Origin of the sequence: Brucella sp. NBRC 12950, from assembly GCF_030268145.1 — a bacterium.
GTDB lineage: Bacteria > Pseudomonadota > Alphaproteobacteria > Rhizobiales > Rhizobiaceae > Brucella.
Genome location: NZ_BSQC01000013.1, coordinates 42457 through 62072 on the forward strand (window position 1 = coordinate 42457; position 19616 = coordinate 62072).

Genomic DNA, 19616 nt, shown 5'->3' on the forward strand with positions numbered 1-19616 from the left:
CTACCTGCAAAACAGACGCTTTCCTGCTCACGGTTAATGAGTTGCTAAGGCTTCATGCCTATTATCCAGTCTGCCGACATGCGGCAGGCCGCGTTAATAGTATTAGCCTACCGGAGTACCTTGCGTGACAAACGATCAGTTCCGCGTCCTGGAAGAGATTTCAGGCAATCGGAACCAATCAAATTTGAGAGCTGATGGGAGCAAAGCGGATGACCTTCTTGGCGCTGCTATAGCTGCGTTTGCCTCAATCACACGCCCCGGACGGCATGATGCCCACCAACTTGAAGATCTTGCATTTCCGCTGCTTGAACGCGCAACTATGCGCGGCAAGCGGCAGGCCGCTTCGGCGCTGGCACAGATTGAAGACGCGCCACGACGCCTCGTATTGTCACTCGCAAACGAACCTGTCGAAATCTCCGCACCGATTCTTTTGCGTTCGCCTGTGCTACGGTCTGAGGATCTCGTCGATATCATCGGCAAGAACGGCCTTGCTCATGCCCGCGCCATTGCCCGCAGACAATCCGACGATGCGTTGTTGAAAGGCGTGTTACGCAGCTTCACCGATCCGGTTATTGATAGGCTGTTGGCCTTACAGGAAAACCTTGCTGGGCTCGGAACCGATAAGACTGAAATCCAGCCCACTATCAATGAGGCCGAAAGTTCAGAAGGCGAGCTGCCGCATCAGCCATCGTTTTTCAACTCTGGTGCCTTATCCAGCCCGGAACATCTCATCGATACAGCCCTTCTGATCGACGACCAGATTTTCCGCACGGCATTGGCTGATTCTCTCGACGTATCTTTTGAGCGTGCCGATCACATTATCGGTCAGTGGCCCGCCTCACATTTGCCTATCGCCTTGCGTGCGCTTGGCTTGTCTGCTTCCGAATGTTTCATGGTCATGTCTGCCGTGCTTGGGCCGGTGGCCGCTGATCGCGAAGGCCTGCGCGAATTCATTCAGATTTATCGTTCAATCGATCAGGAAAAGGCTGTCATGCTCGTGCGCCGATGGAAGGCAGATGACATGTCCAAACTGCTTCGCAGCAAGTTGCGCGAGATGGTAACGGCTACGGATGACGAGGCTGCAACGAAGCGTTCAACCTTATAGCTCGTCTTTCGAGACTGAGAAAAAGCCCTCAGGATCGGCAATATCTTCCAACTCTATAAGCCAAAGATCGGGATCAAATCTGACCTCTCGATCCATGCGTTCTGATGCTTTAACGTCATCGACATCATGAAGAATGCGCAGAAACATGCGCTCTCCGTCTGTGTTTTCCTCATAGGACGTTTGCGGCGCAGGTGAATAAAGATCACATGTGCCAAAGCGCGAACTTACCTTGATGAAAATTGCACCGGCTTCTTTAGAACCGCGGCGGGCGAGATAAGCAAAGTCGCCCTCGCCCTGAACTTTGCGTATGAGTGCCGAAACCCAGAAATCCGATGTCAGACGCATAGTTTACCCTGCATCAACTGATGAGACCGATTTCACGCATCTTGGAAATTAGTGCGGCATCCACTTCGCCGGTGACGCGAAGATTGAACAGCTTCTGGAACTCGCGAATCGCGTCCTGCGTGGATTTACCCGGAACACCATCAACGCTCACCATTTCGTTGCCGAAGGCTTTGAGGCCTGCCTGCACCCGCACGATATCCTGCGAGGAAATCTTTGCCTGCTGTTGTACGGCAGGTTCTGCAGCCAGCTGCTTCTTTTCCTGCCTCGGCTTGCTTTCCAGCGATGCAAGGTCAGGTGCGCGTTTTGCTGATGCGTCGATTTTCAAAACCGCCGGTTCAGGCCTTGGGGACGGCACCGCTAAATCAATCACCTTCGCGACATCATCTTCATTCGCCGTCTGCACCGCGCCACTTTGTGCCGGAACGCCCACCTTCTTTTGAAGTGCCTGCCAACGCTCAATTGCTTCGCGTGTTTGCGGACCGGTAAATCCGTCGACAGCACCTTTATAGATGCCGAGCGTCAGCAATCTTTGCTGCAGTCGAGCAATTTCAATATCGGCATTTGGCGCAAGGGCGGGCAGCATTTCATCAATCGAGCCGGTCGTTTGCAGCCGATCAGGAGACAGGTCCGCAGTTTCCGTCGGTTGCTGATCTGGTTTCGTCTCAGCCGTTGCGGGTGTTTCCGCATTTGCCGTTTGGGTAGGTGCTGTTTCCTCAGATTTGTTGGCAGCAGCTGTGCCCGGCAGAACCGCACGCGGCGTTGCCTTGAACACAAAGTCCGCACGGGTTTTAAAGAAGACGGCATTGTGCGCTTCTGGCTGGTACCAAAGCGCATTGGCTGAAACAAAGCCCATCACCACAGCAAAGGCCGTCGCACCACCGGTTAGCACGGGATTGCGCACAATGAATTCGCCAGCAGCTATCGCCAGCTTAGAAGCAGAATTGAAAAAGAACTGAAGGAGGCGGCGACCGAGACTATGCCGTTTTGCGGGTTTGCGCATCGATCCGCTCTGGGCCTTGGTCCCGGTTTTCGTCTTTCTGCCACTCATTAATCCGTTCTCCCTGGTGACGGTGGATATCAATCACCGTGCCAAGCTTCTGTTGATCTTCTTCTCCCAAAGAATCCTGCTCAAGCAGTTTTTGCGGGCCTGTGACTGGCAGAAGAACAGTTACGACCGTTCCCTCGCCCACACAGCTCTTAATGGTCATCGAGCCTTGATGAAGCTCGACCAGCCCCTTGACCACTGAAAGGCCAAGTCCACTTCCCTCTTGCGCGCGCGTATAGTTATTGTCAGCTCGCACAAATGGCGATCCAATGCGCTGCATATCTTCCGGTTCGATACCGATACCCGTATCGGCAACGATAATTTCCAACTGAGGACGTCCATCAATCATGACGCGGGTAGCGTCGATGGTGACGCAGCCACCAGTCTCGGTAAACTTCACCGCATTGGCAGCAAGATTAAGCAAAATCTGCTGTACTGCACGGCGGTCAGCAACGACCTCCCCGGTTGTCGCATTCACACGATGACAGAAGGCAAGCCCCTTCTTTTCAGCGAGCGGCAGCATAACCGCGGCACACAGTTCAGCAGCATCGCGGAAGCTGAAGCTCTGCGGTTCGATCCGATACGTGCCGGTTTCCAGCCTTGAATTATCAAGAACCGAATTGACCAGCTCGAGCAGGTAGTGGCCCGACTTGTGAATGAGACCGGCATATTCACGCTGCTTTTCATTCTGCAGCTGGCATCCCATTTCATGCGACAGCATATCAGAGAAGCCGATGATCGAATTAAGCGGCGTACGCAGCTCGTGGCTGACAGTTGCGAGCAATCGACCTTTGCCGATGCGTTCCGCTTCAAGCTGCGCCTTCAGCGCATTGATTTCCTCAATGAGCTTCTGCTCACCTTCAAGCGAACGTCCGATCAGCGTGATCACGCCATTCATTGCCGCACCATCCATGCGGAATGACAGAAAGACCGGACTACCGTTTTCAAGTGTGCGCAGACGAATATCAGCTGCGCGGGCAGTGCGCGACGAGCGCAGGTCTGCGAGAAGCGACAAATATTGCACGCGATCAGCCACATGAACGCGATCAATCAGTGCCGTGCCTTCCAGCATCTTGGGTTTGACGCCCAGAACGGCGGCAGACTTCGCATCAATCTCCGATACAATACCTTCAGCATCCATCGAAAGCTGCACATCGCCTTCAGCAACGACAGGCTTTTTCAAAGTCTGTGGCGCCGCTGTTATCGCGCTTCGGATCATGAAGCTGCGCGCAACAAGGCTCGCCATGTAAAGCATCAAAACAAGCAATGAGACCGACGATGCACCAGCAACGGTGGCGCCGCCGATCAACCCAAACGCACTTAGTACGGAAGCCGCAACAGCTGCGCCGCCAAGTGTTGCCATGGGCTTGCGGCTCACGAACCATGCTTCCAACGGCAAAGCTGCAGCCAGAAGCCAAAGCGTGACATTGCTGGTATTCGCAAAGGCGGCAATTGAAACCAGCCCTGCGCCATAGGCGGCAAAATTCAGACCACCAAGGACTGCGGCACTCAAGCCCATCAGGCTCAGAGCACAGAAAATCATGGCAACGCCTGCAAGGCTCGCCGCGAGAACGGCTATGGCTGCAACATCAGTCACTACGCCGGATGCGAGTACCGCAGCAAACAAAAGAACCGGGAAAAGCATGAATGAGCCGACGACGCGAATCGCAGACGCGTCTGATTGCTCAGTCCAGCGCTGACAGAAACGTTCGTGAAAACGCGCGAGCGCCTGCACCTGCGTGCCTACGATCTGTGCTGCGTTCAAAAGAATGGCGTTCAACTTGCCTTACTCACTCAATACTCGTTTGGCTTCACCATCAGGGATCAGCCCGTCGACAGTAGAATTGCAGGTGAGGCTTTAAAGAAACGATAAAACTGAGCCGTGTTGCGTCCATTGAGCCAAAATCTGACGGTTCAGAGGCCGGGTTTTTTCACTATGGTAAACAGAAGGTAGACAAGTGACATCAAGGCCTTCGGCTCTCGGCATTTGTTTCATGTCATGAATGCGTCGAATCCGTCAGTTACGGAATCTTTTCAAATTCAGTAGAGAATAGCCCCGAAGCTTCCGATCAACATTTTTGAGCTAATGATCCGTTTTCTCATCAAATCCGCAATCTGGCTGTCGCTGGCATTCATGGTGATGCCGCACTTCTTTCCTGCGGATCAGGAAAACACATCGACGAAGAACAGCGCTCCGGTTCAAACCAAAGCGGAGCCGGATTCGATTGACCAAATGCTCAATAATGGCAAAACGGCGCTGGAACTGGGCAAGCTTTGCGTAAACAACCCTGCTTTGTGTGAAAACGGCGCGTCTATTCTTTCCAGTGCCGCGAGCGGTGTGCTGGAACGCAGCGGCGGAGTACTTGAATATTTAAGCGATCGCTTCGGTACAAAGCCGCAGACTGCGGTGCCAGTTACTGTAACGCAGGACACAACGACGGAGCAGCCCACGAAAAGCGTACTCCATGCCATTCCGATCCCTACGCCACGCGCTGAAGCACTGCGCGCACTTGATCATTCTTCCACAGGTGCAATTCCCGCACGCAAGTGATGCTTTTCCGTGACCTTTGTCACATTTATCCCTATATAGACGGCATATCCGGGATCAAATCTGAGCAAATATCATGACCACCACAATCGACAGCATTATCTCCGACTTCGAATTTCTCGACGATTGGGAAGATCGCTATCGCTATGTGATTGATCTTGGTAAGGAATTGCCAGCCTATCCAGATGATGCCCGTGATGCGGCGCATAAGGTTCAAGGCTGCGTCAGCCAGGTGTGGCTGAAGACTATTCCACATGAAGGCAATGATCCGGTTGTCGAATTTCTCGGCGATTCTGATGCTCATATCGTCCGCGGTCTCGTCGCTATCGTGCTTGCATTCTATTCCGGCCGTAAAGCGTCTGAAATCGTGGCTTCCGATCCGGAAGAGGTGCTGAAGAAGCTCGGACTTGATGAGCATCTTACGCCACAGCGTTCAAATGGTCTTCGCTCCATGGTCGCGCGCATCCGCCGCGATGCAGCAGCATTGAAAGTCTCAGCCTAAAGCATTTCCTGTTCAGATTGAATCATTGGAGATGCTTTATCTGTTTGTCTTTACGCGCATCTTATTCCGAAAACCGGTTCCCACTTTTCGGGAGGCGCTCTAGCAACTTTTCGACGGCAAGAGCTGCAGCAAACAACAACTTGTCTGCACCATTTCGGGCTGTCAGCATGAATCCTGCTGGCATTCCTTTAACCGGCATCGGCAGAGTGATGCTGCAAAGGTCGAATTGATTGGCGATCTGCGTGTTACGCAGCAGCAATCCTTCAACACGGTCATATTCAACGGGATCTTCGCTGACAGACGCAATCGTCGGCGCAACAATTGGCGTCGTGGGGGTTACGAAGAAATCCATGCCACCCAATCGCCGGTCCATTTCCTGAACCAGATTTTTCCGCGTTTGCATCAAGCCTTCATATGCCTGATCTGAGACATTCAAGCGTTCTGCAAGCGTATACTTCACCCGATGATCGACATTTGCATCCGGGTCTTTGAGCCAGGTGTCGGCATGAACATGGCTTGCTTCAATACCGGCAATCGAACCAATCCGTGCTGCTTTGCGCAGCTCTAAAATAAGATCGTTGACCTCAAGCGGGACGACCCTAACGCCCGCATTTTTGAGAGCGTTTAACGCCTCACCAAAAGCTTCCGCTACTTCCGGCTCCATATCAGCCAAGAGCACGCCTTCCGGCAAGCCAACCGTCAGCGTGCTCAAATCTGTAGCATCAGGCAGAACAGGCGCTTCGCCAGCCATTATCGCGTCCGTCAGAATGCAATCCGCAACCGTCCGCGCCAGAGGCCCGATAGAATCAAGTGAGGGGGCCAGTGGAAATGCGCCATCCAGCGGAATGCGTTTAGCGGTTGGTTTGAAGCCAACTACGCCATTCAAAGCGGCAGGGATTCGCACAGAGCCGCCAGTATCTGAACCTATGGCGATTTCGCTCGTGCCTTCTGCAACCGAAACTGCCGCCCCCGACGATGAACCACCAGGAACGCGCGTTGGGTCCACTGCATTGGCTGGCACGCCGTAATGGGGGTTTAATCCGACTGCAGTAAAGGCGAATTCCGTCATATGCGTTTTACCGACAATGATCGCGCCCGCATCCCTCAAACGTTGCACAATGAGGGCATCATTGGTGGCAGGCGATCCAATTTTACGCACGATGGAACCAGCGAGCGTTGGCTCGCCAGTTACATCGAATAGATCCTTGATCGATACAATCCGACCGTCCAGAGGTCCGCGGGAACGTCCTTCTTTGATGCGCTGATCAGCGGCATCGGCTTCATTACGCGCGGTTTCAGCATAAATCTTACCGAAGACACGTTCGGTTTTCGCTCGAGCTTCAAGCTCTGCAAGAACTCGCTCAAGACTTTGCCGATTGCTTTTCATTCTCACCCCCGCTGCTAATGCTTTGTTGTTCAAAGTCTTCAAAGGGTCAATGCGGTCAAAATGAGCACCCCCAATTCAACCCTGGCCGGGACGAGCAGTCGGACGATAATCGTCCGCACCCCAATGCAGCACTGCCGGCGACCTATGTTCGACTGCGCGCGGCGGATTATAGTGCCTATTCAGCATTGCCAGCCCCATTTTTAGCAACATCTTCCCTGAACGCACCGGCCATTGACGCTCGCGCTCGACAGTTTCCAATCCCTTCAGGAAGCAACAGATATCAATCAGGACCCCGCTAAGTTCGGGGCCAACCGCTTCCAGCGCACGCTCCACACGGATTCTGCTCGCCAGTGCAATATCAGTCAGCTCGGCCATCCCGCCGGGACCGGAACGACCCGAATTGCCCACACTTGCATCCCATCGCGCAGAAATCGAAGGCATTAAAGAACCGCGCGTGAAATCAGCTCTTAGGCGCTCGCCTGCCCGAAACTCGTCCTCAGAAATGAAGCTGCAACCATCGGCACTTCTAAGGCGATAAAGCTTTGCGAGCGGTGATTCGGCTGGATTAATTTCAACAGTCTCCCCCTGCTCCGTTTCAATTGTCTGACTGACCCGTGCTGTCTTTGCTGGTTTGGCACATTTTGCAGCAACCTTGCGGATTGGCACAGAGAGAGCCAGGCGCTGGCCATCACAGATGATGACGCCGCGCTTCTGCATTTCACCGATTTCGAAACGCGTTGCGGCAATGGTTCCCTGCTCGCCAACCAGCAATACATGCGTTTCGCGAACGGAATCCTGCATTTCGCAGCCGCCCTGCTTTAAAAAGCGGACCAATCTTATTTCAGAAGCTGATAACGCCACACTCATGCTGCCATCCTCCAAGCCGAGAACCCTGAATTCACAACCTTTTCAAGTGTGGAAACCACTGCATCAAAATCTTCGTCATCACGTCTGTCTTCAACAAGATGACACGCATAAACAACAGTGCTCCTGTCTCTCGAAAACCCACATGCAACCTCGCTCATCACCATTCCAAACGATGTGTGCGCCAGATACATTCCGATCTGTCTGACCTGTGCTACTTCTCTTCTGCATCTTAGCGGCGAGCGCAGTTCAGCGCCGCTTACAGAAAAATGTGCCGACAACAAATCGATCAACGCGTCACAGAGTTCCACGCTTTTTTCCTGGCGCCTGCGACCCAACGCACGACCAGAATTATCTATCCTGAGGGCTCGACCGTGTCGCGCCGCAATCACCTTCAAAGCCTCAAGAGCTTCAGCCCGGGTATGGATGATATCTGTTAGTTCCAAAGACATTCATCTTTCCTCACCGTAATAGGAATATCTTCTTATAGTGAGGAATTTGCAAGCGTGGATAAGTTTTTTACAACAGAAAATTGATACCGCGTCTAACAAAATTATAAATAATAGGAATTTATCCATCAAACCGCGAAATGCGCGATCCTTTCGGCACCAAATTAAGCCGACGAGGAGTATGATAATGGAATTAGCCCTAAGAGAAGCAACCCAAACCTTTTTGAACGCGCGCAAAGAAGAGCGCATGAGCGCGATACAACGCGCAGCGCTGCAAATCATAGCAGGGATTGATATGGATAAGCTTCTCCACGCCCCAGCTGAGGAGCAGCGGCAGGCAAAAGGCCGCCTAAACCGCCTTATCGAACGCGAACGTCTTCGTGGTGTTCGCGGACACTGGAGCTATGATCTTAATCGACATATTGCATTAAAACAGGCTTTGGACCGGCTATGCGGGATAAAAGCAAAGCAAAAGTCGATGCTATAAATTCAAATGAATAATGGCCCGGAGAGCATGAAGGTTACCTCATGCGTTCGGAGCCATCATCAAACAAATCGCATGTCAGTATCGAAACACAAGCTTCCGATACCAGGATTTGATTACAGCGGCTCCAGTTCAGACTGAATCGTTGGAACCACTGTAACTGTTTGGTTTTACGCATTATCCAAAGCAAAACTGCTTCGCACTCTTACTGGAGATGCTATAATTATGCGTCCTTAGGCTTGCGGCCCAGACCCATTTTCTTTGCAAGACGCGAACGTGCTGCAGCATAGTTTGGAGCAACCATTGGGTAGTTAGGATCGAGATCCCACTTTTCACGGTACTGTTCTGGCGTCATGCTGTAATGAGTCATCAGGTGACGCTTCAGCGACTTGAACTTCTTACCATCTTCCAGGCAGATGATGTAATCGTCAGTAACCGACTTCTTTGGGTTGACGGCTGGCTTCGGCTTTTCAACAACAACCGGAGCTTCTTCACGCTCAACGTGACGCTTGAAAGCAGAATGCACTTCCGAAATCAGGAGAGGCAGTTCGCTCGCACGAATGGAGTTGTTTCCGACGTAAGCAGCAACAACATCAGCAGTAAGGCTGAGAAGCAGTTCTGCGCTTTCGTCGTAAATTTCAGGGTTTTCCATTGTATTTCCTTTTTTTGTCTTTGCTTTTTATCAAGCAGACTGCGACTCTCAAAACCGATTGCCGTCTACGCGAATTCTTATGCCCTGCCCAACTCATTTCGCGATGCGAATACCAATGAATAGTGCCATTTGCAATAGAATTGTCAAACCACTTTACATTAACGGAATTGATTTCTTCTTGGTTGTGCAAATACAATGTACTTAAACACAAAAAACCAATTACCGTTCAGACTAGAGCGTCGTGCGCCCTCTTGGGCGCACAAAGGTCGCTCTAACAATCTATATTTACAGCATAACGTTACCTTAAACTGATTCAAGTTTAAGGAATTATGCTGTAGCCAAACGCGTTTGACGCTATTTTCAGCTCAGCCATATATTCTTAAAGATGGGGGGATTTGCATCTCTTTTCCGCAGCTTCATTAATTTGTAGCTCACACATAAGCAATAGTTTTTTTCTGCCAAGTCTATTTACCCACGCCACTACAAACACAATTTATTGATTGCGACCATGAACAGGGAGTCGGGCAGCAAAAAGGCATAATTAAAATATATTTCATTCAGATCAGCTCGCATTTGGCTTATCCACCAACTATATAATCGCTACGAAACGCAGAGCACATGCAGGCATCTAAACGCACAAGCAATTCAACAATATATTGAAGAGTTTATGTCCGTTTGCACTGTGCCGCATTCAAATCCATACGGCTTCGCTCAAGAGAGGAGATATATATGTCTAGCTCTACCGATCAAACCCGCCCATTGAAGGTTGTGAAGACCGATGCGGAATGGCGCGAACAGCTTACGCCGATCCAGTATCAGATCACCCGACAGCACGGCACGGAACGCGCTTTTTCAAGCCCGAACTTCGACAGCTCCTTACACGGCACCTATCGTTGTGTTTGCTGTGACCGTCCACTCTACAAGTCGGAAGCGAAATACGAGTCCGGCACTGGCTGGCCGAGCTTCTTTCAGCCGATCGAACCAGATGCCGTCTCAGCATTTGAAGATCACTCCTACGGTATGAACCGCACGGAAATTCGTTGCTCGGATTGCGATGCACATCTGGGTCACGTTTTCCCGGACGGCCCTCCGCCAACCGGCCTGCGCTATTGCATGAACGGTAATGCACTGATCTTCGATCAGGATTAATTCCTGTGCTTCACAGTCCGGACCGGCACAACGGTTCGGACTGATTTCATTTGCTTTTTACTGGATTTTACATGCCACACGACACCAATTTTCCTCAGCCACCAAAAGCACCAAAGCACCCCGCGAGCGACACACGCCACGGCATCACCCGCACCGATGATTATGCCTGGCTCCGCGCTGAAAACTGGCAAGAAGTTTTCAAAGACCCGTCCGTTCTGGCGTCCGAAATCCGCGAGCATCTGGAGGCGGAAAATGCCTACCAGACTGCGTTGATGCAGGACACAGATGCACTTCAGAAGCAGCTTTTTGCCGAGATGCGCGGACGCATCAAGGAAGACGACTCATCCATTCCTTCAAAGGATGGCCCCTATGCTTACGGCATGTCGTTCCGGACCGGCGGCGAGCAGCCTTACTTCATTCGCACCCCGCGCGATGGCGGTGATGAAACCATTCTGCTCGACGGCGACAAGGAAGCGAAAGACAAAGCCTATTTCCGCCTCGCATCTGCCGTTCATTCGCCCGATCACAATCGTTTGATCTGGGGTTATGATGACAAGGGATCAGAGTTCTACAAGCTCAAGGTACGTGACCTCGACAGCATGTCGGATCTCGAAGATATTCTGACAGATACCAATGGCGGTGGCAGCTGGGATGCTGACAGCAAAGGTTTCTTCTATACTTTGCTGGATGAAAATCACCGACCATCCAAGGTTTTCTATCATGAGATCGGCACAGCACAGACGCAGGACAAGCTGATCTTTGAAGAAAAAGACGCCGGTTTCTTCCTTGGCGTTGGTGGCTCGGCACTCGATGACTTCATCTTCATCGATATTCATGATCACGAGACTTCGGAATGCTGGTTGTTGCCTGCAAATGATCCATCTGCAAAACCGCAGCTGATCATGGCTCGTAAAACAGGCGTTGAATACGATATCGCGCCTGGCGGCGATGAGTTCTTCATTCTGACCAATGTTGATGGCGCCAAAGACTTCAAGATCATGCGCGCACCGGCATCGGCACCGCAGCCTGAAAACTGGGAAGAGCTGGTTCCGGAAGTGCCGGGACGCCTGATCCTGTCGCATTCCGCCTATAAGCGGCATCTGGTCTGGATGGAGCGTGACAATGGCCTGCCGCGCATCGTTATCCGTGATCGCGAAACCGGCGAGCAGCACGCCATCGCATTCGACGAAGAAGCCTATTCGCTCGGCCTGCATGGCAGCGCGGAATACGATACGGATGTTATTCGTTTCTCCTATTCTTCGATGACCACGCCTGAGCAACTGTTCGATTACAACATGCGCACGCGTGAACGCGCACTGCTCAAAACGCAGGAAGTTCCATCAGGCCATAATATTGCTGATTACATCACACGGCGCGTTCTCGCTCCGGCAACGGATGGCGAATTGCTGCCCGTTTCGCTGATCTATCATAAGGATACAAAGCTCGACGGCTCGGCCCCTTGCCTGCTTTATGGCTATGGTTCTTACGGCATCACCATTCCGGCAAGTTTCAGCACCTCGCGTCTGTCGCTCGTGGATCGCGGCTTCGTCTATGCCATCGCGCATATTCGTGGTGGCAAGGACAAGGGTTTTGCTTGGTACGAAAACGGCAAACGTGAAAAAAAGACCAACACGTTTACGGACTTCATCGCGGCAGCAAAACACCTCGTCACGCATGGTTTCACCAGCCATGATCGCATTGTCGCCCATGGCGGCTCGGCAGGCGGCATGCTGATGGGCGCTATCGCCAACATGGCACCGGAAGCCTTTGGTGGCATCATTGCGGAAGTTCCGTTCGTGGATGTGCTCAACACCATGCTCGATGATACCTTGCCGCTGACGCCGCCTGAATGGCCGGAATGGGGCAATCCGATCACCTCGGAAACCGATTATCGCAACATCGCAGCCTATTCGCCTTACGATAATGTCAGCGCGCAAGCCTATCCGCGCATTCTGGCTGTGGCTGGTCTGACCGACCCACGCGTTACCTATTGGGAACCTGCCAAGTGGGTTGCGAAACTGCGTGAGCTTAAGACGGACGATCATCCGGTTCTTTTCCGCATCAATATGGATGCCGGACATGCCGGTGCCTCAGGTCGCTTCTCTCGACTGGAAGAAGTTGCCTACACTTATGCTTTTGCGTTGAAGGCCGTTGGAAAAGCCTGACGGCTTATCGATAAATGCAAGAAAATTGGAATTCCCGCCGGATTTACATCCGGCGGGAATTTTCGTTTTTATAGCATTTCCAGCAAAAGTGCGAAGCAGTTTCGCGTCGGATAATACGTAAAAACAAACAGTTACAACGGTTCCAACGATTCATTCTTAACTGGAACCGCTGTAACGTTCCGTTGCGAGCTTCACTGCAGGTGACAGTCCAAGCCCGCCTGTCGATGTCCGCTTCTTCAAAGCGGCAATCAGAACTGCGAAAGCTATGAGCGCAATCACCGTATCTGCGAGCGTGAATGCAAACCAGATCGCATTAACGCCCCAGAATGCTGTAAGCACCGTTACGAAAGCAGGCAGAAGCACAAACGGCTTGCTCAATGTCAGAAGTCCTGCGCGTGCGGGCTGCCCAATGGCCTGAAAATAAAGCGCAAAAACCAAAACGGGCCCGGTGAAAAGATAAGCATAGGTCATTGGGCGAATGATCTGTGCCACCGCTTCACTCACTGCAAGGTCGTCCACAAAGATCAAGCCGATGGAATTACTGACCATCAGGACAATGATCTCAATGATGAGGCAATAGACGAACACTGTTGTTAGCGCAATGCGCAAAACAGTGTCCGAGCGCTTATAAAGACCCGCACCCACATTGTTGCCGACGATGCTCTGCATTGCGAGCGCTACGGCCATCAAAGGCAGATATGTGAAGCCGAATATCCGCATTACAATGCCATAAGCCGCAACGTTCAACGCATAGTCCGAGCCTTCGGAGAAACGAAGCGCGCTGATCACAAAGGCAGTGCTCAACGCAATGCCAATAAAGCTCAAACTCAGCGGAGCCCCAAGACCCGCTATACGTCCCCAACCGCCGACCCAGGAGTTGTGCCACAAAGCATTGAGCGAAATCGTACCCTGCTTGAATTGCCTGAAACCAAGCAGCAACAACAAGCCAAGAGTTTGAGCAAAAACCGTACCCAAAGCCGATCCGGCAATGCCAAGCTCCATCTTCGCAATGAAAATGTAGTTCAGTGCAATATTGGCGAGCGTCACGCAGACCGACATTATCGCAATCAGGCCAGCTCGCCCCTCATTGCGCCATGCATCGGCATGAAGGCCAAGGACAAATTGAAGCGGCAGCGCTAGAATGGTGATGAACAGAAAGAGATATGCCATTTCTGCAAGCGCCATATCGCCGTCCGCCATACCATTGATAAGCGGGCGTCCAACCAGAAAAAATAGCGCAATCAAGCCCAACGCGATGATGAGTGCCAGACCATGAGCGCGTGCAAAGGTTGCTTCCGCCTCTGAAATCCTGCGGCCACCAAGCTGCCTTGCCATCTGGCTCGACATGCCGCCGCTGACCAGCGTTGACATGGCAATTGTGAGCATAATTGCCGGGAAGACCAGACTGACTGCAGCCATGGCTCTGGCGCCAACAAAATGGCCAGGAAGATTGCATCGACCACGCTCAGCAAGCCGTTCATCACCATGATGAGCGTCATGGGCAGCACATTGGTCAGAAACACACGCCCCGGAGAAGCGTGCAGAAAACGATTATCGAGTGATTGTCCCGAAGACATCACAGACTCCTCAAATCACATTTCAATTGCGATGGGTGCCTGCATTACCACCAACGAAATGCTTCGAGGGTGAAGATATCAAAAGCCGGGCTTCACCGAGACATTCGTCTGCAGGCGGCAGGTGCCGGAACCGTGCTGCTGTCAATAAATAACGATGCCTTTCGTCAACAAGATTAATACTTAAGAAGTGAACGTACTTTCGATCTTAAGCCTAATTTAGTGAACAAATATCGGAAGTTGTAAGAAAATTTGAGATTAGAAAACTTCACCAAATGGCGTATAATCTTCTTAGAGCATTTCCAGCAAAAGTGGGAACCGATTTTGCGTCTGGAAATGCGTAAGAACAAATAGATAGAGCAGTTTCAATGGCTCAGCATTCGCTAAAACCGCTCTAGTTGAATAACTTCAAATAGTGGGAGTGTTCCATGTTGCGTCAGGGCTTCACCGTTTCAACGGCCGCATTGAGTTTACTGGTTTCCGCTTTTGTAGCACTACCGTCAGTATCGGCCGCCAACGCACAAGTCCGCAAAAACGTCAGCGAATTTGCGGGTCAACGTTGCAATACGCCACCACGCGGTAGCGGCGTTATTGTCGGTCAGTTCAGCGGTGTAGACGATTCACCATTTGTCAGCGATGGCGATGGGCTGGTTCCGATTGATCGCTTCCGCTGCTTCAAGACAATGGCTGAGTGTAAAGGTTGGCTCTACACAATGCAGAGCAAATACACCAATGCCGGTGCCGCAACAGTTGTTCGCTGTACGAAGCGGTAATTAGAGCGCCGTGCGCCTGAATAGGCGCGCAAAGGTCGCTCTAACACTTTAAAACTAGAGCATAATTTCATCTTAAACTGACTCAAGTTTAAGGAATTATGCTCTAGCGATTGGACGGATAGCCGTTTGAATGCGCCGGAATGGCTTTGAGATAAGCGGCAATCGCGTCGCGATCTGCGTCTGTCAGATGCGCCATATTGGCAACGACATCGGCCATCGATCCGCCGAGTGAGTCGAAATCCGGTGTGAAGCCACTTTGCAGCGCATAGGCGATATCGTTCTCGCCCCATTCGCCAATACCGCCTTCACCAGAGGTAATGTTGGGAACCACACCTTTGCGACCATCGCTTCCCGTTTCAGGTGACAGCGCACCGGCCATCCATTGCTTATCATCAAGCCCGCCAATGACATTACGCGGCGTATGGCACTCGCCACAATGGCCAAGCGCTTCTGTTAAATATTGACCGCGCTTCACCTGATCGGATGCATTTTCCAGTTCAACGACCGGCTTATCGGAAAGGTAAAGCTGCTTCCAAAGACCCAATCCACGGCGGATATTGAATGGGAAGCTCAGCTTATGGGGTGGTGCCACATTATCCGACGCAGGCAGGGTTTTCATATAGGCGAAAAGGTCTGCAACATCCTGCGGCTGCATCTTTGCATAGGATGTATAAGGGAAAGAAGGGTAAAGGTGTTCCCCTGCCCGCCCAACACCTTTCAGCATTGCATTTGCAAAGTCATGCAGGGTCCAGTTACCGATGCCCTGCGCTGACGGAGAGATGTTAGGCGCAATGAATGTGCCAAAATCTGAAACCAGTTCATGTCCACCAGTAAGAACCTTGCGGTCATCACCCGACGCGCCGGGAGCAGCGTGACAGGAAGCACAGCCCCCTGCCCAGAACACATGCTCGCCCTTTGTCGCATCACCTGGCTGCAAAGCTGCAATCACCGACTGGTCCACCGTCTGAGGCGTTGTCAGCACCCAAAAGGTGGCGGCACCAATGATGACTATCGCGCCGGCAGCATATGCGAGTTTACGGACCATTGTTCTGCTAGAGCGGTTTCTATTCAAGTAGAATTGTTGAAACCGCCCTATCCCTTTGTTTGCACATTATCCGATGCATCGAAGCGGGATCAGAAATCAGTCAGTAGACTTATCTGCCCCGGAGAGGCTTCGCGCTATTGGCTCAGATGCTCTTGTCAGTTCTTTTTCACGCGATAAGCCTGGTGGCAGGAACCACAATTGGCGGCAACCTGCTGAAAGGCTGGCTTCAGCGCATCGAGATCAGCAGGCTTGGCCGCGAGCGCTGCGGCTGCATCAGAGCGGAATTTTTCGACGTGCTTGACGAAGTCTTCCTTGTTTTCCCAAATCTTTGGTGAGGCTTCCGTGTCGCCCTGATCGGAACCTGCAGGAAACAGGGCATCAACGTCGAACTTCTTTGCGTCGGCATCGATCTTTTCAAGGGCAGCCAGAGCGGCTGCCGCATCGAAAGGCTTATCACCCTTCACCATTGGCGCGAGCTGTCCAACAGAACGGCCCATGTCTTTCATGATTGCCTGACGATCTGCAATAGCATCGGCATGTGCCACACCGGCAGTCAAAAGAGCCACTGAACTGACGGCGAGAAAAAATGAACGCATGCGATCCTCCGCATCTAAAAATTGAACAACGATCGTCCCTTGGTAAAAATATCCGATACAATCTCAGTCTTTGCAACAAAGACGCCGAATAAATCCCACTTCTTAAAAGTAACACGCCGAGTTTATATCGATTATTACAGCGCATTCACGACAACGTGAAAAACTTGATATAAATACTATTGTTTAATCATGGAGGCATTCAAGATTATCACTATATAAAAAGGATATTACTTGATATTAATACTCACCTTTTAAATTCAAGCATTTCCTGACCCACCGGTCCCTTGCACTCAAAACCATGCGTATGACTCACGGGTTTGGGTTAAGCCCGAATGGCGATTGAACTTTTTCTATGCAAAGAAAAACCCCGCTTTCGCGGGGCTCTTCATTGTCATTACTGAAGGGCAAATTATGCCTTTTCGTAAAGCTCCAGGACGTAATCCCAGTTAACAAGGCTATCAACGAAAGCTTCGAGGTACTTCGGACGCGCGTTGCGGTAATCGATGTAGTAGGAATGTTCCCATACGTCGACGCCGAGGATTGGCGTTGCGCCGTGAACCAGCGGGCTTTCACCGTTTGCGGTCTTCGAGATTTCGAGCTTGCCGTTCTTAACCGACAGCCATGCCCAGCCCGAACCGAACTGACCAGCGCCAGCAGCGATGAAGTCTTCGCGGAACTTGTCGTAGCCGCCGAGATCGGATTCAACAGCCTTTTCAAGCTTGCCTGGCAGCTTCTTGCCGCCGCCGTCTTTCTTCATCCAGTTCCAGAAATGGAGATGGTTGTAGTGCTGACCAGCATTGTTGAAGAGCGCCTGATTCTTGCCGAAGCTTTCCTTGACGATTTCTTCGAGGCTTTTGCCTTCAAGGCCGGAACCTTCGAGCAGCTTGTTACCATTGGTAACATAAGCCTGATGGTGCTTGTCGTGGTGGAATTCGAGGGTTTCGCGCGACATGAACGGAGCAAGTGCGTCATAATCGTACGGAAGGGCGGGCAGTTCAAAGGCCATTGGAACTCTCCTCTGTCTTTCAGCTTACAATAGGCAGCTACTGTGGGGCAGTGCGAACACATACCCGGAAACTTGCGTGCGCAATCTACATAGGCCGCAATGCCGCAGGCGGCAATGCCGGATGTTCTAAATTTAGCGCCCATCACAATGAATTATTATTGAAATTGCATGAGGATAGGGTTCACTTTACTTTTTTTGAGATTGATGCACGAACGGAGAAAATCGGTGTCCCACAGTTCCTATGTTTTCGACGCGTATGGCACATTGTTCGATGTGCATTCCGCCGTGCGTAGGCATGAAGATAAAGCGGGACCGGATGGCGCGGCCTTCTCCCTGCTCTGGCGAACCAAGCAGCTCGAATATTCGTGGACGCTCAGTCTGATGGGCGAATATCGCGATTTCTGGAAGCTTACAGAAGAAGCACTGGATTTCGCCTTTGCACGCTATCCATCTGTCGATCCGGCACTTCGCAACGATTTGCTTGAAGCATACTGGAAGCTAGACTGTTATCCAGAAGTGCCAGCGGCCCTCAAAAGCCTGAAAAGCCGGGGAGCGCGGCTGGCTATTTTGTCCAATGGCTCGCCCGCTATGCTTGAAGCCGCAGTCAAATCCTCTGCACTCGATGTCCTGCTTGATGATGTCATTTCTGCCGATAGCGTCAGGCGTTATAAGACGTCACCGTCAGTCTATGAACTCATCACGATGCAATGGCGGCTTTATCCGTCGGCGATTTCGTTTCAATCGTCCAATCGCTGGGATGTTGCAGGGGCCGCACGATTCGGAATGCGCGCGGTCTGGATCAACCGCTCCAACCAACCCGACGAGTATAAGCAATATCCCCCTGCCCTCATTCTGCCGAGCCTGCAATTGCTCGACTGAATCTCACTAAAACTTGAACAACGCAAAATGGGTGACAACCGCCTGTTGCGGCTAAAATTGTGTCGCAACGGCAACACGAGGCCTGTTGCAGCGCTTCAGCCACTTTTAGGCCTTATTACGAACGGCTGAGAGCCACAATTATCGGGCGTTTTGCCCGCAACAAAACGCGTCTAACGCCGTTATAGCCGCAGAATCTGCGATTATCACAACCAGTTGGTCGCACTTCATTAACCCTAACCGTTGTATCTAAAAATCCTCCCGCCACTAAAATGGTTTTCATATGCAAACGACCCTTACCCGCCGTTCCTTTCTGACGGCCATGACAGCAACAGCGGCGGCCGGCCTCGCCGGTTGCGCTCAGTTGGGGCAGAATGTTCCAATCATTGATGTTGATGCCAATGGCAATCCTATCAACAGGACCCCTCAGGCCAATGTTGATGCTTCTTATGGAAGCTGGGCATCCATGTATGCCGCTGTAGAAGACAATGGCTTTCAGCTACCGGCCATTCCGATCCAGAAGATGGACAAGCGCTATCTTCGCCAGGTCGTTCAGGATCCAACTGGCGAAATGCCAGGCACAATCGTCGTGGATACGGCAAACCGTTTCCTTTATCTGGTGCTGGGCAATGGACAGGCAATGCGCTACGGCGTCGGCATCGGCCGCGACGGCTTTGCATGGTCGGGCCGCGCAGTCATCCAGTACAAGCGCGAATGGCCACGCTGGACGCCACCGGATGAAATGGTTGCCCGCCAGCCAGAACTCGAACCATACAGCTCGCGCAACGGCGGCATGGCTCCAGGTCTCAAGAATCCGCTCGGCGCCCGCGCTCTTTACATCTTCAAGGATGGCAAGGACACGATCTATCGTCTGCACGGCAATCCTGAATGGTGGTCGATCGGCAAGGCCGTTTCTTCGGGCTGCGTACGCCTGATGAACCAGGATATCATCGATCTTTACAACCGTGTTCCACCGAAATCGCCTATTCTGGTTATGTAATCCAGAATTTACGAGATACAAAAAAAGCCCCGGAAAACCGGGGCTTTTTTT

At 51.8% G+C, this 19616-nt stretch carries 20 protein-coding genes; 9 read left to right on the forward strand and 11 right to left on the reverse strand.

Annotated elements, in window-relative coordinates; all coding sequences use genetic code 11:
• The first annotated feature begins 124 nt into the window (after positions 1 to 124).
• Complete coding sequence (locus tag QSJ70_RS20295; RefSeq protein WP_285539115.1) at positions 125 to 1105, forward strand: DUF2336 domain-containing protein; 981 nt, start codon at positions 125 to 127, stop codon at positions 1103 to 1105.
• Here the strand turns inward: QSJ70_RS20295 and QSJ70_RS20300 are convergent.
• Genes QSJ70_RS20300 through QSJ70_RS20310 form a run of 3 tightly spaced genes read right to left on the reverse strand, consistent with a single transcriptional unit; the run spans position 1100 to position 4275 of the window.
• On the reverse strand, positions 1100 to 1450 hold the full coding sequence (locus QSJ70_RS20300) for a DUF1491 family protein (RefSeq protein ID WP_285539117.1): 351 nt from the start codon (positions 1448 to 1450) through the stop codon (positions 1100 to 1102). The two genes, QSJ70_RS20295 and QSJ70_RS20300, sit on opposite strands and share 6 nt — an antisense overlap.
• A gap of 13 nt (positions 1451 to 1463) precedes the next feature.
• Positions 1464 to 2450: a peptidoglycan-binding domain-containing protein gene (locus QSJ70_RS20305; protein WP_039859588.1), complete on the reverse strand. Its 987-nt coding sequence runs from the start codon at positions 2448 to 2450 to the stop codon at positions 1464 to 1466.
• A complete protein-coding gene (locus QSJ70_RS20310) occupies positions 2425 to 4275 on the reverse strand; it encodes a sensor histidine kinase (RefSeq protein ID WP_285539119.1) in 1851 nt (616 codons plus the stop codon). The genes QSJ70_RS20305 and QSJ70_RS20310 overlap by 26 nt, the downstream gene beginning before the upstream one ends.
• Before the next feature lie 306 nt (positions 4276 to 4581).
• On the opposite strand from QSJ70_RS20310, the gene QSJ70_RS20315 reads away from it, so the two are divergent.
• Together QSJ70_RS20315 and QSJ70_RS20320 are read left to right on the forward strand one after the other, a co-directional pair.
• On the forward strand, positions 4582 to 5046 hold the full coding sequence (locus QSJ70_RS20315; RefSeq protein ID WP_285539121.1) for a hypothetical protein: 465 nt from the start codon (positions 4582 to 4584) through the stop codon (positions 5044 to 5046).
• Positions 5047 to 5119: 73 nt separating this feature from the next.
• Positions 5120 to 5545 carry a SufE family protein gene (locus QSJ70_RS20320; protein ID WP_007874152.1) on the forward strand — a complete coding sequence of 142 codons (426 nt, stop codon included), beginning with the start codon at positions 5120 to 5122 and terminating at the stop codon, positions 5543 to 5545.
• A gap of 61 nt (positions 5546 to 5606) precedes the next feature.
• Here the strand turns inward: QSJ70_RS20320 and QSJ70_RS20325 are convergent, their stop codons facing one another.
• From QSJ70_RS20325 to QSJ70_RS20335, 3 genes are all read right to left on the reverse strand, one after another.
• Positions 5607 to 6932 carry an amidase gene (locus tag QSJ70_RS20325; protein WP_285539124.1) on the reverse strand — a complete coding sequence of 442 codons (1326 nt, stop codon included), beginning with the start codon at positions 6930 to 6932 and terminating at the stop codon, positions 5607 to 5609.
• A 75-nt stretch (positions 6933 to 7007) separates the two neighbouring features.
• The gene (locus QSJ70_RS20330) at positions 7008 to 7799 is read right to left on the reverse strand and encodes a DUF6456 domain-containing protein (RefSeq protein WP_285539126.1); all 792 of its coding nucleotides are present in this window, start codon (positions 7797 to 7799) and stop codon (positions 7008 to 7010) included.
• On the reverse strand, positions 7796 to 8242 hold the full coding sequence (locus QSJ70_RS20335; RefSeq protein ID WP_007874145.1) for a helix-turn-helix domain-containing protein: 447 nt from the start codon (positions 8240 to 8242) through the stop codon (positions 7796 to 7798). The genes QSJ70_RS20330 and QSJ70_RS20335 overlap by 4 nt, the downstream gene beginning before the upstream one ends.
• 187 nt (positions 8243 to 8429) lie before the next feature.
• Between QSJ70_RS20335 and QSJ70_RS20340 the strand changes: the two genes are divergently transcribed.
• Positions 8430 to 8732 (forward strand): cytoplasmic protein, encoded by a 303-nt coding sequence (locus tag QSJ70_RS20340; RefSeq protein WP_502871704.1) that lies wholly within the window; start codon positions 8430 to 8432, stop codon positions 8730 to 8732.
• 220 nt (positions 8733 to 8952) lie between these two features.
• Here QSJ70_RS20340 and QSJ70_RS20345 read toward each other — a convergent pair whose 3' ends face one another.
• Positions 8953 to 9381, reverse strand: coding sequence for a Ros/MucR family transcriptional regulator (locus tag QSJ70_RS20345; RefSeq protein ID WP_007874141.1), 429 nt, complete (start codon positions 9379 to 9381; stop codon positions 8953 to 8955).
• A 729-nt stretch (positions 9382 to 10110) separates the two neighbouring features.
• Between QSJ70_RS20345 and msrB the strand changes: the two genes are divergently transcribed.
• Together msrB and QSJ70_RS20355 are read left to right on the forward strand one after the other, a co-directional pair.
• Positions 10111 to 10530 (forward strand): peptide-methionine (R)-S-oxide reductase MsrB, encoded by a 420-nt coding sequence (msrB, locus tag QSJ70_RS20350; RefSeq protein ID WP_007874139.1) that lies wholly within the window; start codon positions 10111 to 10113, stop codon positions 10528 to 10530.
• A 71-nt stretch (positions 10531 to 10601) separates the two neighbouring features.
• Positions 10602 to 12695, forward strand: a complete 2094-nt coding sequence (locus QSJ70_RS20355) for a S9 family peptidase (protein ID WP_285539131.1) — start codon at positions 10602 to 10604, stop codon at positions 12693 to 12695.
• A gap of 156 nt (positions 12696 to 12851) precedes the next feature.
• Here QSJ70_RS20355 and QSJ70_RS20360 read toward each other — a convergent pair whose 3' ends face one another.
• A complete protein-coding gene (locus QSJ70_RS20360) occupies positions 12852 to 14114 on the reverse strand; it encodes an MATE family efflux transporter (RefSeq protein ID WP_352231020.1) in 1263 nt (420 codons plus the stop codon).
• Between the two features lie 583 nt (positions 14115 to 14697).
• On the opposite strand from QSJ70_RS20360, the gene QSJ70_RS20365 reads away from it, so the two are divergent.
• On the forward strand, positions 14698 to 15042 hold the full coding sequence (locus QSJ70_RS20365) for a hypothetical protein (protein WP_064320321.1): 345 nt from the start codon (positions 14698 to 14700) through the stop codon (positions 15040 to 15042).
• 103 nt (positions 15043 to 15145) lie between these two features.
• Here the strand turns inward: QSJ70_RS20365 and QSJ70_RS20370 are convergent, their stop codons facing one another.
• The 3 genes from QSJ70_RS20370 to QSJ70_RS20380 all read right to left on the reverse strand — a co-directional run bounded on the left by QSJ70_RS20370 (position 15146) and on the right by QSJ70_RS20380 (position 17689).
• Entirely contained in the window at positions 15146 to 16087 is a 942-nt protein-coding gene (locus tag QSJ70_RS20370; RefSeq protein WP_285539133.1) for a cytochrome c, read from the reverse strand.
• Positions 16088 to 16242: 155 nt separating this feature from the next.
• The gene (locus QSJ70_RS20375; RefSeq protein WP_285539135.1) at positions 16243 to 16683 is read right to left on the reverse strand and encodes a c-type cytochrome; all 441 of its coding nucleotides are present in this window, start codon (positions 16681 to 16683) and stop codon (positions 16243 to 16245) included.
• A gap of 409 nt (positions 16684 to 17092) precedes the next feature.
• Entirely contained in the window at positions 17093 to 17689 is a 597-nt protein-coding gene (locus tag QSJ70_RS20380; RefSeq protein ID WP_007874131.1) for a superoxide dismutase, read from the reverse strand.
• A gap of 225 nt (positions 17690 to 17914) precedes the next feature.
• Here QSJ70_RS20380 and QSJ70_RS20385 point away from each other — a divergent pair, with 225 nt between their 5' ends.
• A complete protein-coding gene (locus QSJ70_RS20385; protein WP_007874130.1) occupies positions 17915 to 18568 on the forward strand; it encodes a haloacid dehalogenase type II in 654 nt (217 codons plus the stop codon).
• Positions 18569 to 18848: 280 nt separating this feature from the next.
• Complete coding sequence (locus QSJ70_RS20390; protein ID WP_007874129.1) at positions 18849 to 19565, forward strand: L,D-transpeptidase; 717 nt, start codon at positions 18849 to 18851, stop codon at positions 19563 to 19565.
• Positions 19566 to 19616: the final 51 nt, after the last annotated feature.